Origin of the sequence: Thermogemmatispora sp. (assembly GCF_019683635.1) — a bacterium.
GTDB lineage: Bacteria > Chloroflexota > Ktedonobacteria > Ktedonobacterales > Ktedonobacteraceae > Thermogemmatispora.
This window is the reverse complement of sequence record NZ_JADGIA010000138.1, coordinates 1-13,945: the sequence shown is the minus strand read 5'-3', so window position 1 is coordinate 13,945 and position 13,945 is coordinate 1. Positions and strand designations below refer to the sequence as shown.

Genomic DNA, 13,945 nt, shown 5'->3' with positions numbered 1-13,945 from the left:
CTTTAACTCTTGCGGTGTTCGTTGGGTACCTGAGGGAAGCGTTCTGCTAACATCGAGAGCAAGCATCGGTCATGTGGCGATTGCTGGGGTCAGATTGACTACCAATCAGGGTTTTGCTTCCTTTATTGTTCATCAGGAAGTTGAAGCCAAATATATTGCTTGGTGGTTGCTTTCAGCAAAGGATCACCTGAATGAATTAGCGAAAGGCACTACTTTTAAGGAAATATCCAAATCAGCATTGAGGGAGTTGCTAGTTCCCCTCCCTCCCCTGGCAGAGCAGCGTCGGATTGTGGCGGCCATCGAGCGGCATCTGACGCGGCTGGATGCGGTGGTTGAGACCCTGCGCCGGGATCGTGTCAAGCTCAAGAATGCGCGGGCGGCTCTGCTGCGCGATGCTGTCGAGGGGAAGCTGACCGAGCGTTGGCGGGCCACGCATCCCGTGGCCGAGGACGGTGAGGCCCTGCTCAGGCGCATCCTGGCCGAGCGGCGCGCGCGCTGGGAAGCCGGGCAGCTGGAGAGGATGCGCGCCCGGGGCCAGGAGCCGCGTGACGATCGCTGGAAGCAGAGCTACCGCGAGCCTGCGGGACCGGATACCAGCACTCTGCCACCGCTGCCCCCCGGCTGGTGCTGGGCTACTGTGGAGCAGGTGGGAGATGTACAGCTCGGTCGTCAGAGATCTCCTAAGCATCATACAGGCCCTTATATGAGGCCCTATTTACGGGTAGCTAATGTCTTTGAGGATAAAATAGATACTTCAGATGTTATGATGATGAATTTTGATCCAAGTGAGTTTGAGGTATATCATTTGAGGTATGGCGATATTCTCTTGAATGAAGGGCAGAGCTTGGAGCTACTCGGCAGAGCTGCTATTTATCGAGGTGAGGTCCCTGGAGCTTGTTTTCAAAATACTTTGTTGCGCTTTAGAACATGGGATGGTGGATTGCTTCCAGAATATGCCTTGTTAGTCTTCCGGGCTTACATGTACAGCAAGCGTTTTCAAAAGATAGGCAAGCATACCACTAATATTGCTCATTTAGGGGCAGGCCGTTTTGCGGCCCTTGAGTTTCCCCTCCCTCCGCTTGAAGAGCAGCGGCAGATTGTCGCCGAAGTAGAGAGGCGGCTCACCATCATCCAGCAGGTGGAGGAAGCCATTGAGCGCAGCCTCAAGCGGGCCGAGCGCCTGCGGCAGAGCATCCTCAAGCGGGCCTTCAGCGGTCAGCTTGTGCCCCAGGACCCGCGCGACGAACCGGCCAGCCAGCTTCTGGAGCGCATTCAGGCCGAGCGTGCCCGGCGCCAACATGAGAAAGAGGGTCGGCGCCCTGGGCAGCGGCGCAGCGGAGTGGGAGCCGGCCCGTCTAGTCTCTCCCTGGCCGAGGGAGGTCCCGGGGGCCTGGTCGACCTCACGCCCCAGCCTCCAGAGCCGCTTGACCCGCAGCAGATCGCACGCCCCTCCCTCTGGGAAGAAGCGCCCGAACAAGAATGAGCACCTCATGCGGGCCGGCTGATCGACCTCGCTCGCCCTGGCCAGGCCTGGGCTGGCCAGCCATCCAGCCTGCAAAGCAAGCAGACTGGCATCATGTCCAAACAGCAAAAAAATACTAGAGAAAGAAATACAGCGGCATGAGCAACGCACAATACATCGTCCAGCGACTCTGGAACTACTGCAACATCCTGCGCGACGAAGGGCTATCCTATGGCGACTATCTTGAGCAGCTCACCTATCTCCTCTTTCTCAAAATGGCCCACGAGCGCACCCAGCCGCCCTATAGCCAGCCGGCGCGCATCCCGGAAGAACTGAGCTGGGCCAGCCTGCTCAAGCGCGACGGCGAGGCCCTGGAGGCCCACTATCGCCACATCCTCAGCGAACTTGGCAAGCGCAACGGCATGCTGGGCATCATCTTCCGCAAAGCCCAGAACAAGATTCAGGACCCGGCCAAGCTGCGCCGTCTCATCGTTGACCTCATCGACCGTGAGCAGTGGACCGCCCTCAGCGCCGACGTCAAAGGCGACGCCTACGAGGGCCTGCTCCAGAAAAACGCCGAAGACATCAAAGGCGGCGCCGGCCAATACTTCACCCCGCGACCCCTCATCAGCGCCATCGTCGACGTCATGCAGCCCAGGCCGGGCCAGCGCATCTGTGATCCCGCCTGTGGCACCGGCGGCTTTCTCCTGGCCGCCCACGACTACATCGTCAAGCACTACAGCCACCAGATGGACCGTGAGCAGCGGCGCTTTCTCAAATACGAAGCCCTGCACGGCTGGGAGATCGTCGACGCCGCCGCCCGGCTCTGCGTCATGAACCTTTTCCTGCACGGCATTGGCGACGACGAAGGCGACCGCTGTCCCATTCGGGTCGCCGACAGCCTGCGCAGCCATCCCGGCGAATATTTCGACCTGGTACTCACTAATCCCCCCTTTGGACGCAAAAGCAGCATCACCTACATCAACGAAAAAGGGCGAGAAGAGCGCGAAGCCAGCTTCATCGTCCGAGACGACTTCATCGCCAGCACCAGCAACAAGCAACTCAACTTTCTCCAGCACGTCAAATCGCTGCTCAAAGCCCACGGAGAGGCTGCCATCGTCGTCCCCGACAACGTCCTCTTCGAGGGCGGGGCCGGCGAAGTCATCCGGCGCGACCTGCTCGACACCTGCGACGTTCACACTCTGCTACGCCTGCCAACCGGCATCTTCTACGCCCAGGGAGTCAAAGCCAACGTCCTCTTTTTCGAGCGCAAGCCGGCCAGCGCCCGGCCCTGGACCGAGCGGCTCTGGATCTACGACCTGCGCACCAACCAGCATTTTACCCTGCGTTCCCGCCCCCTCACGCGGGACCACCTCGACGACTTCGTTGCCTGCTACAAGCCTGGTCGGCGCCATGAGCGCGAGGAGAGCGAGCGTTTCCGCGCCTTCAGCTATGAAGAGCTGATCAAGCGTGACAAAGTCAACCTTGACATCTTCTGGCTGCGCGATCGCAGCCTGGAGGATGCCAGCGAGCTGCCCGCACCGGATGAGATCATCGGGGATATCGTCGAAGACCTGCAGGCGGCCCTGGAGCAGCTGAGCGCCATTGTAGAGGATTTGAATAACGGCAATGGCCAAAGCAACGGTAACAGCAAGAGAGGAGCGGAGGCGAATCTGAAGGTGGAAGAGAGCGAACCGGCAACGCTGGCAGAAGAATAGGAAGCAGACGAGCAAGGGTAAGAAAAGAACAAACCGGGCAAGGAAGCCACGCTGAGCCACTTCCTCCTCTGTATGGGCTGACCTGCCCGGTCGTGGCCCGCCCTTTGGGCAATCAGCCCTGTGGGCAGGCGCTCGCCCTCAGACCTCAGAAGAGAGAGCGAGCGCCTGCGCCGCCTCGGAATCAAAGCTATCGGCGAGGCGGAGGAAGAGGTCGCACAGATGCCCGGAGTGCTGCAGAGTGCGTAGGCCCTCTCCTGGCGGGGCCGGAGCGGCCTCTCAAAGAATGAGCAGGGAGCGAGCAGATTGGGCGAGCGAGCAAGCCAGGCTAACCAGACACCCTGGACAGCCAGCCCCAGGCCGCGGCACCTGGGGCCGGCCTTGCCTGGCGCCATCCCAGCCCGTCCTGGCCCAGGCCCAAGCGGTCACCTCCACCATTCCTTAATCCAGCTTTTTACACTCTCATAACATAGACGTAAAGCTGAGATAATGCTCTGGCTGCATACTCGAAGCGTGGAAACCAGATAAACAGAGTATGATCGGTATAAGCCTGCGGCTCATAACGGCAGATCAAAAGATACGCAGCCACAGATGCTTGTGCTCTCTATCCATAAGGAAGTGAAGAACCTTGCAGCATCAAACTGGTGGATTTCTCACCTGTGGTCACTGTGGCACTCCCAATGCGCCCAGCGAGCAATTCTGCGTTAACTGTGGCTATACGCTTGCCGGACCGCCGACCGGCATCTATGCAGCTGTAGTATCCTCCGCTCCTTCGACCGGGAATGGTCGGCGCATTACTGGCTCTCTCAGCCCTGGCACTCTTCTTAGCGGTCGCTATCGCATCGTCGACCTTGTTGGCAAAGGCGGTTTTGGTGCCGTCTACAAAGCGCTTGACCTGCGCTTCTCCGCCCGTCGTCAGGTAGCCATCAAAGAGATGGGCGATGCCCTTCTCAGTCCCAGCGAAAAAGCCCGCGCACTGGCAGACTTTCGTCAAGAGGCCGATCTCCTGGTCCAGCTTCAGCATCCCAACCTGCCCAACGTCAGCGACTTCTTCGAAGAAGCAGGCAAAGCCTACCTTGTGATGGAATTCATCGAAGGCAAAACGCTGGCGAAGGTCCTGGAAGAACGCGGTGGGCCGCTCGACGAAGCGACCGTCATGGGTTGGGGTCTGGAGCTATGCGCCGTCCTGCATTATCTGCACACGCGCTCCCAGGCGATCATCTTCCGCGACATGAAGCCGGCCAACATCATGCTGACGCCAGAGGGTCAGCTCAAACTCATCGACTTTGGCATCGCACGCATCTTCAAGAGCCAGGTCACGCGCGACACAACCCTCCTCGGTTCCCAGGGCTACGCCCCACTGGAGCAGTATGGGCGCGGCCAAAGCGATGCCCGCTCAGATATCTACGCCCTGGGGGCCACACTCTACGAACTGCTGACCGGCGAGCTACCCCTTGATGCCCCAACCAGGCGCATCAATCCGGATCTCTTTCAGTCGCCGCGCGCGCTCAACCCGCGGCTCTCGGCGGCCAGCGAAACCATCATTCTGACAGCGATGGCCGAAGATCCAGCGCAGCGCTATCAAACTGCCGCCGCCATGTACATGGCGCTCCTGGCGGCTGGCTTCACCACTGCCAGCGGTACAGGAAGCTCCCTGCCTGGCCTGCCTGCTGCCCCCATCGCGCATCCAGCGCCCCCGGTCACCTCGCTGCCAGTGACTCCCTTGCCCGCAACGCCCGGCCAGGGACTTCAACCTCCGCTGGCCAGGCCAGGAGGAAGACGTATCTCGCGTCGCCTGCTACTCACCGCGGGAGCGGTCGGCCTTGTCGCCGGCGCTGGCCTGCTCAGCATACCGTTCTTCTTCACCCATCAAAGCGGTGGGGGCACTTCCGGTCTGACAGGGCAGATCGCTCTCAGCTTTGTCTACAGCACCGAAAAAGAGAGCTGGATCAGCGCCGCCATCGCGGCCTTTAATCAGCGCGGCGTGACCCTGGATGGCAAACGCATCACCCTGCCGCAAGCTGAAGGGCGTGGCTCCTTAGATGCCCGCAACCGTATCCTCAGTGGCCAGCTGCGGCCCATCGCCTGGAGTCCGGCCAGTACCCTGGAACTCAACCAGCTGAGCGATGCCTGGAAGGCTGCTCATGGCGGCAGAGATATCCTCGCTTCCTCTGCGGAGCTATTACCCCGCTCGCTCGTCTTCAGTCCCCTCGTCTTTGCCGTCTGGGAAGAGCGCGCGCGGCTCCTGCTAGAGCACTACCAGCATCTGGACTGGGAAGCCATTCACAGCGCGGTCCTCCTCAAAAACGGTTGGCAGGACCTGGGAGGACCAGCCTCCTGGGGTCAGGTCAAACTGGCTCAGACTCGTCCCGATCAGTCAAATAGCGGCCTGCTGACCATCGCCCTGCTGGCCTATGCCTACTTCCATCAGCAGCGTGGCCTCACCAGCGACCAGGTGCGCGACAAAGGTTTTCTGCGCTACCTTGACGACGTCGAGGGAGCTGTCACCCAATTCGGACGTAGCAGTGGCACCTATCTAGAGCGCGAAGTCATTCTCAAGGGGCCTACCTCCTACGATCTGGCCTTCACCTATGAAAACCTTGTGCTGACCTATCAGGCAGAAGCTCGCCAGCGCCAGGGCATGGCCCTTCTCCCTTTCTATCCAGACCTCAATCTGCTGAGCGATCACCCCTTTGTCATCTTTGACGCCGACTGGGTTACTAGCGAGCAACAAGAAGCGGCGCGCCTCTTCCGCGACTTCCTTCTGGAAGATGAGCAGCAGCGCGAAGCTCTCAAAAGCGGCTTTCGGCCCACCAGTGCCAGGGTCACCGTCCAGGACCGCGTTGCAGGTAACCCTTTTCCGAACCTGGAGACCAGCCTCAAAATTGCCTTGCAGCTTGGCCCAGAGGCGCAGCCACCGCCCGGCAACGTGACCGATATCTTACTCCAGGAATGGCTCAGCGCCTATGGCACCAGCGCCACGGCCACCAGCTAGGAGGTCGATCTCCTGGCTGGCGAGCGCTGGAGAAAGCGCAGATCACCTGCATATAAGAGCAAGATAGTCCCAGACGACGCAGCAGTGCCCTGCTTTTGACACGAAAGGATAGTTGAAGACTATGCAGCGAGCGAGTGAGATTGTGAGCAGGCGGAGACGGAAGGCGCTCTGGATCATTTTCTTCTGTTCTGCCTGCGCTGTATTACTGCTCTCCACGCTTCTACAGAGCTGCGGAGTGTTTGGGAACGCCACTGCTCAGCCTACGCCCACGCCGGCCCCCTATCCAGTGATTTGCCAACACCACTCTACCAATCCAGTGACCTTGACCCTCTACTACGGCTCCGAGAAAGAAGCCTGGATGGAAGATGTCATTACGGATTTCAACAACCACCATTACGCGGCCTGTGATGGGGTCATCACTGTCAACGCCACGCCTATTGGCTCTGGTGACTCGCTGCAACAGATCCTCAGCGGCAACATCCAGCCCGACGTCTGGAGTCCCGCCGGCAGCGTCTGGCTCAGCCTCCTCAATGCCCGCTGGCATCAGAAGACAGGCCACGATCTCATCGACATGGGAGCCAGCGCCACACCCTCGCTGGTGAGCAGCCCCGTAGTCATAGCCATGTGGAAGCCATTGGCCGAAGCGCTTGGCTGGCCGCAGCGCCCCATTGGCTGGAGCGACATCGCCCGCCTCAGCAGCGATCCACAAGGATGGGCTGCCTATGGTCATCCCGAAGCCGGGACCTTCAAATTCGGTCACACTCATCCCGCATACTCCAACTCCGGGCTTGATGCCATCATCGCCATGAGCTATGCCGCCCTGGGCAAGCAGCGAGGGCTAACCCTGACTGACATGAACGATCTTCGCGTGCGTACCCTGATTGGCGACATCGAGGAATCGGTCATTCACTATGGGGACAGCACCGGCTTTTTCGCCGACGAAATGTTCAGCAAGGGCCCCAGTTTTCTCAGTGCGGCAGTGATGTACGAAAACCTGGTCGTCGAGGCCAACGATGGCCATAGCTACCCCCATCTTCCGTTTCCTGTAGTGGCCATCTACCCGAAAGAAGGCACCTTCTACAGTGATCACCCCTACGCCATCTTACAGGGCAGCTGGCTGACCCCAGCCAAAGAGAGCGCCGCTGAGGTTCTGCGCGCCTTTCTCCTGGCGCCCGAACAGCAGGCCAAGGCCCTGCGCTATGGCTTCCGTCCGGCCTTGCCCTCTATTCCTCTTCGGACCCCTCTTGACAGCGCACATGGCGTCGACCCGCAGCAGCCCCGTACCATCTTGCAGGTTCCCTCAGTGGACGTCGTCAATGCCATCGAGAGCACCTGGCAAGCCCAGAAACGCCACGTGGCCGCCATGCTCATCCTGGACACCTCCGGCAGCATGAACGATAGCGTCAATGGCGTCAGCAAGATTGATGCTGCGCGGCAGGGTCTCAGGAGCTTTGTAAGTCTGATGAGCGACGGCGACATCCTTGGTCTGACTGTCTTCAACGATGACGCCAGCGTTCTCAGCCCCCTTTCGCTGGTCGGCCCTAAACGTCAACAGGTTCTCCAGCAGATCGGCAACATTACAGCAAGCGGCAGCACTCGTCTCTTCGATACTATTGCTGAACAGGTCCAGGTGCTCAACAGCCTTGTTACCGCTGATATCAAGGCCGTCGTCGTTCTGACCGATGGGCAGGATAATAGCAGCCAGCTTTCGCTGAATGACCTGCTCTCGCGTATTGCGCCGCGCGGCGAGGACGCTGGCCGGGGCATCAAGGTCTTCACTATTGCTTATGGCGATGATGCCGATGTCAACGCCCTCAAATCTATCGCTTCAACAACGGGGGCCCAGGAATATGCTGGTACACCTCAGAACATTCGTGCTGTCTACAACCAGATCAGCCTCTTCTTCTGACGACGATGCTGCGAAAGAAAGAGCCAGTCAGCCTGCTGCGGGCAGCTCTGGCTCACGGCTTGACGGGGCGCCAGGGCGCAAGATCACACCCCTTCCGTCTGGAGCTTCCGGTTGTCTCCCTGTCTGTCGAAGAAACAAGCTCGTACTCTTTCTCCTGTCTGCTTGATGCTTCTGCCCGGTGCAGTCGATAGGGGGAAACCCCGAAGGAAAGTCAAGGGGCAAAAGAGCAGAGGAACGTCTTTCCTGGGGGCCGCGGTCTCCGCTGCCGAGGCCCGCCAGAAACGTTCCTCATGAAGAGGACGTTATTGCCTGTGTGAACTGGTAACCGTGGTTCGGCTAAAAAAGGCCAATCTCCTTGAGCAAGGCGGCCTCAATCGACCATAGCATTTGTGCTTGCCGCCCTCCTGCGCTACAATACAGAGCACGAGGATGCCTCTATTGGAGAGCAGCAGAAGCAGAGGAGAAAGTGGCGTGCGAACCAACCGAGACAGCTTTGAGCAAAGTGGCTCCGCTCCTGCAGGCATGGAGCTGCCCATTCTCATCAATCGCTGGATCGTCGCTTTTAACGCTCACGACGTCGACGAGCTAGTAGCCCTCTATCACGCCAGGGCCGAACTCTTTGACACGGGCATGCGCCACGCGCGTCGGGGCCATCAAGAGATCGCGCGCTGGTTTAGTCAGCGCTTCGCCAGTATGCCGACCATCCAGTATACGCCGACGCGCCGCTTCTTTGGGGATGGGCAGGCGGCAGTCTGCTGGATTGCCTCCGGCGAAACGCCGCGTCTCCTGAGACAGTCCTGGCTTTCTCGACCGTTTCAAGTCGATGGCGTCAGCATCTTCCTGGTCAGAAATGGCCTGATTCTGCGGCAGAGCGACTACTACGATCATTTTTCGATCGTTGAGCAGGTCTTTCCCCCTCTGCGCTGGCTCCCCTTCAGGCTCTAAGCCCCGACCAGAATCAGAGCAAGCCCAGGCAAACAGGGGCCGGTTTCCTTCCCAGCTGCGCCTCAGCTCTCGCAGAAGAAGCTTGCACAGCCTCGGCGTAAACTCTCAGTCCTGCGGCCCTGATCATGACTGGTCGGGCGTCGTGGCCAGCGAGATGAGTCCGACCCGAGCCTGAAGGAGCTATTCGCCTGCTTGGGCTTGCCGGGCCGTAGCTCCTCTCCCCTCCCACGCAGTTACATTAACACCTCGATTTTACATATTATTAACACTTTGCCCTTTAGATCATTGATATCTATTCAATGCAATGCTATACTCTAATTGCATCTCCCTGGAGAGTCGAGAGGGACGCGACTCAGGGGGGCCTCCCTGTCAGGAGTGCCACCTGACAGGCTAGCAACATCGGAGCGCAAGGGCAGAACAGAGCGGAACGCGCTGAGGGAAGTCAGCTTTCGGATTGCAGGCGCTGGCCGCAGGAACAGGAAGAGGACCCCACGCGTGCGAGCGTGGCTTTCCCGCGGCAGGGCGAGGGGATGCCACCCCTCCGGAGAGCAGTAGTCTCCTACAAGGCTCTGTGCAGTGCGAGCGAGCCGTGACCATTCTGTTCCTTGTGCACCAGTCGACCAACCCAACCGGTGGACCTGCAGCGATAAAGGAGGAACCTATGCGTCATCGCACCTGGTCCCAACGCAACCCCGTGGGGGGACGCTTCCATCTCATCGAGACGAGCTGCTTGCTGTTTCTCATCATCGGCATCCTGCTGCCGGCGGTGAAGCCTGGCGCTGCCGCTGCGGCTGCGGTGAGCGAGGGCGGCGCAACCTGCCATCTCAAAAACGGCATCAAGCACGTCATCTACATCCAATTTGACAATGTGCATCTGATGAGGGACAACCCCAACGTCCCTTCTGATCTAGAGCAGATGCCCCATCTTCTCGACTTCATCGAAGGCAAGGGTGTCATGCTCTCCAACAACCACACTCCGCTGATTGCTCACACCGGGACCAACATTCTCACCTCACTCACTGGTGTCTACCCGGATCGTCACGGAGTAGCGGTCAGCAACAGCTATCGCTATTTCAATCCCGACGGGACCAGTAGCCCGGCCTCAGCCTTTGCCTACTGGACCGACCCCATCTACGACCCCACCAATCCGGCGCCGACTGATACCACCTACAACATGCTCAACGAGCTGGGGGTCAACGCTCCGGCGCCGTGGGTGCCCTACACCCGGGCTGGCTGTAACGTTGGAGGTGTAGGCGCTGCCAACATGGTCCTGGAGAACACTGGGACTGACATTCCCACGGTCTTCGGGGCCGACTCGCCGGAAGCCCGTGAAGTCAAAGCCAATCCTGGCCAGGCTTATGCCGATTTCGTCGGCATCAGCATTCATTGTGCCCTCAACAACCCGCTCTGCTCCACTGAGCACAACGGCAAACCTGACCTTCTGCCTGACGAACCTGGGGGCTATGAAGGCTACCAGGCCCTCTTCGGTCACAAATACGTTGTTCCCCAGATCAGTCCCGATGGACCGCTTACTGACCTCGACGGGAACATTATCCAGGATGCCCAGGGACACATCGGCTTCCCCGGCTTTGATGGCATGGAAGCCAGCGTCAGCCTGGCCTACGTAGCCGCCATGCAAGAGCACGGTGTCCCTGTCACATACGCCTACATCTCCGATGCCCACGACAAACACCCGGGCGGGCCGGCCTTTGGACCTGGTCAAGCGGGCTACGTTGCTACTCTCCGTGCCTATGATCAGGCTTTTGCTCGCTTCTTCCAACGGCTAGAGCAAGATGGCATCACGCCAGCCAACACGCTTTTTGTCATCACCGCTGACGAAGGCGACCATTTCGTCGGTGGCCCCCCGACCCCTGTGGACTGCGATGGCATCAATGTGTCGTGTAGCTACAGCGTTATTGGCGAGATCAACGTCAACATGACGGGTCTGCTTGCCACTCAGCAGAGCATCACCACCCCCTTCCAGCTCCATGCTGACTCGGCCCCGGCGATCTACATCACCGGCAACCCGGGGCGCACCGATCCAGTGACGCGAGCTTTTGAGCGGGCCACCGGCAAACTCACAGCCGTCAACCCCATCACGGGCAAGACAGAGCAGCTCACCCAATACATGGCCGATCCCGTTGAAATGAAGCTGCTGCACATGGTCACCGCCGATCCGGCCCGTACACCTACCTTTGTCTGGTTCGCCAATCCCGACTACTACATCTATGCTGGGCCAGCCAACTGCAACGCGCCCTGTGTCCAGGTTGTACCTACCTATGCCTGGAATCACGGCGATATTGCCCCCGACATCAACCGCACCTGGCTGGGGCTGGTTGGACCTGGCGTGCGCCATCTTGGTCGCAACGACAGCATCTGGGCCGATCACGCCGACATTCGTCCCACTATGATGGAGCTACTCGGCCTCAAAGACGACTACCGTCATGACGGACGGGTTCTTATCGAAGCGCTGGACGACAGTGCGCTTCCGCCCGCGGTGCGGCGCAGTCGCGGCTTGCTCCTCCAGCTTGGTCAACTCCTCAAGCGCATCGATGCGCCTGTAGGTGACCTTGCCCTGAGCACCCTGCGCATCTCCACCCTGGCGCTAGAGAGCGGTAGCCCTGACAACGATAGCACCTATACCCGGATGGCGTCCCAGCTTCAGCTGCTGACCGCGCAGCGCAACGCCCTGGCCGACGAGCTGCTTACCCTCCTGGAGGGAGCCGAGTTCGGCGGCAGTGGGCAGCAAGCTGCAGCGAAGCTCACCCCGGCCCGCACAGCTAATCTTGTGGCCAAAGGCAACAATCTGCTCCAACGTGCTCACAACCTGACGACCAGGCGTTCTCGTTAGCGCTCTCGGCCTGTCCTGGTGCTGGCCTCTCACTGGCGGCTAAGCTGCCAGCGGCTTGCAGGCAGGCTCTTACCGGAGAGGTGCCATCTCTGAGCATGGGGCGGCACAGCCTGGCATGTGGGGCTGTGTCCGCCTCGCGCCCTCTCGTCGGGGCGAGGCAGAGAAGCAAACCGGCACGACCAGCCTGCTGCTCATGGAAGATGCACGACCAGGGCTGAGCTGGGAGGGCTTTCATGATGCAGGCGGTCCAGAGCTGTCACGTAGTACGTATAGAGCGCGCCAGGAGGTGCGAGCTGGTCGACAAAGACCTGCCAGCCTGCTCCAAGGAGTCGCTGGGTCGCCAGCAGGGCGGTAGAAGTCTGCAGCGCGCACGGATCGGGGGGAGCGGCGCCATCCAGGCGATAGAGGGCAAAAGCGATTGTCTGGGCCTGCCCACCGGTGCCATCCTGCCAGCGCAGCGTCACCGTCCATCTCTTCGTTCCCTGGGGCTGCAATTGGGCCTGCAAGGCCCTGGGTGTCGGCGGAGAGCCTCCACCCAACCAGGGCATCACTGGAATCAGCGCAGGATGGCGATAGAGGTCCGTGCGCAAACGCCGGGCAAAGCCGAGGGGATCGGCCAGTAAGGACTTCAAGCGAAAGAAGATCTCGCCCTTGATCTCCGCAAAGCGCAGATCAAAGCGCAGGTGGTGCGGCATCTCCTCCGCGTCGTTCCAGGGGCCGCCGCTCCCGATCTTATAAGCTGCCTGTCCAATGTAGAGATGGACCGGCCTGCCCTGCACCTCATGGACCCACCAGCGCACGAGCGTCGCGTAATCGGCGGGGCGGAAGCCGATGGACCAATACAGCTGCGGGGCGATATAATCCAGCCAGTGGTGCCTGATCCAGGTGCGTGTATCGGCATAGAGCGAATCGTAGCTTGTCACCGCTGCCGTGGTGGCCGAGCCTGACGGATCGCTGCGGCGGTTGCGCCAGACCCCGAAAGGACTCACGCCGAACTTTACTGTTGGGCGCAGGCGCTGGATTGTCTGCCTGAGAGTCGCCATCAGCTCATTCACGTTTGCCCGTCGCCAATCGGCGATCGAGCGATAGTGGCCGGCGCCGTACTGGCGATAGGTCTCTCCATCTGGAAAAGGCAGCTTTCCCACGGGATAGGGGTAGAAGTAATCATCCAGGTGAATTCCGTCGACATCGTAGCGGCGCACCAGCTCCGCGACCGTGGCTGCCAGGAGTCGGCGTACGGCGGGCAAGCCTGGATTCAGGTAGAGGGCGCCGGCGTAGTGCACTACCCACTCGGGATGTTGCCGCGCGGGATTGGTCGGAGCCAGGGCGGCGAGATTGTCGTGGAAGCTGATGCGAAAGGGGTTCAACCAGGCATGAAACTCCAGGTTGCGCCGGTGAGCCTCGCTCAGCAGGAACCCCAGCGGGTCATAACCTGGACTGCGCCCCTGGACGCCGCTCAGGTAGGCCGACCAGGGAGCGTAATGCGACGGATAGAAGGCGTCCCCCGAGGGGCGTACCTGCACGAAGACCGCATTGAAGCCCAAAGCCCTCGCCTGGTCGAGCAAGCGCCGCCCTTCTTCCTGCTGAACGGCGGCGGGCAGGCCCGGGCGTGAGGGCCAGTCAAGATTGGCCACCGTGGCGATCCAGACCCCGCGTAACTGTCGGAGCGGCGCCCCAGTCGCTGGCGAAGGTGTGCACGACCACGCTCTGACCTCCCCGCGCTGCTGGCTCTGCGCCCGAGCTGACAGCGCAGGGAGGCTGGCCGATCCCACCACCGGGGCCGACGGTAGCACATGCAGCAGCCAGATCAGAATCACTGCCACCCAACGCAGGTATCCATAGCCTCCATAGCCACTACCACATTTGCCCATCTGCTTCTTCTCCCCGCTACGCTGAGATTGATGTAGACAATAGTAGCGATGTGTAGGGGTATTGTACCGCACTTCTTTGTGATTGTGAAATCAACTTCTTCGATATAGGGGATCGTGATGAAATATTGATGAAATTGGATATAGTAAGATAAGAGAGAATGGGGAGATTGAAAGAAAGGTGGAAAAGAAATGAGAGG

Annotated in this window: 7 protein-coding genes; 6 read left to right on the top strand and 1 reads right to left on the bottom strand. The window is 60.0% G+C overall.

All coding sequences use genetic code 11. From position 1 onward, the window contains the following. The 6 genes from IRZ31_RS14755 to IRZ31_RS14730 all read left to right on the top strand — a co-directional run. Positions 1-1,483, top strand: a 1,483-nt coding sequence (locus IRZ31_RS14755; RefSeq protein WP_297154948.1) for a restriction endonuclease subunit S, incomplete at its 5' end; no start/stop codon positions are given. A 137-nt stretch (positions 1,484-1,620) separates the two neighbouring features. Then, entirely contained in the window at positions 1,621-3,180 is a 1,560-nt protein-coding gene (locus IRZ31_RS14750) for a class I SAM-dependent DNA methyltransferase (protein WP_297154946.1), read from the top strand. A gap of 625 nt (positions 3,181-3,805) precedes the next feature. Next, complete coding sequence (locus IRZ31_RS14745) at positions 3,806-6,172, top strand: protein kinase (RefSeq protein WP_297154944.1); 2,367 nt, start codon at positions 3,806-3,808, stop codon at positions 6,170-6,172. Between the two features lie 121 nt (positions 6,173-6,293). Further along, positions 6,294-8,081, top strand: coding sequence for a substrate-binding and VWA domain-containing protein (locus IRZ31_RS14740; protein WP_297154942.1), 1,788 nt, complete (start codon positions 6,294-6,296; stop codon positions 8,079-8,081). 471 nt (positions 8,082-8,552) lie between these two features. Further along, on the top strand, positions 8,553-9,026 hold the full coding sequence (locus IRZ31_RS14735; protein WP_297154940.1) for a nuclear transport factor 2 family protein: 474 nt from the start codon (positions 8,553-8,555) through the stop codon (positions 9,024-9,026). A 661-nt stretch (positions 9,027-9,687) separates the two neighbouring features. After that, positions 9,688-11,877 (top strand): alkaline phosphatase family protein, encoded by a 2,190-nt coding sequence (locus IRZ31_RS14730; RefSeq protein ID WP_297154938.1) that lies wholly within the window; start codon positions 9,688-9,690, stop codon positions 11,875-11,877. 191 nt (positions 11,878-12,068) lie between these two features. Here IRZ31_RS14730 and IRZ31_RS14725 read toward each other — a convergent pair whose 3' ends face one another. Next, positions 12,069-13,748: a family 10 glycosylhydrolase gene (locus tag IRZ31_RS14725; RefSeq protein WP_297154936.1), complete on the bottom strand. Its 1,680-nt coding sequence runs from the start codon at positions 13,746-13,748 to the stop codon at positions 12,069-12,071. Positions 13,749-13,945 lie beyond the last annotated feature (197 nt).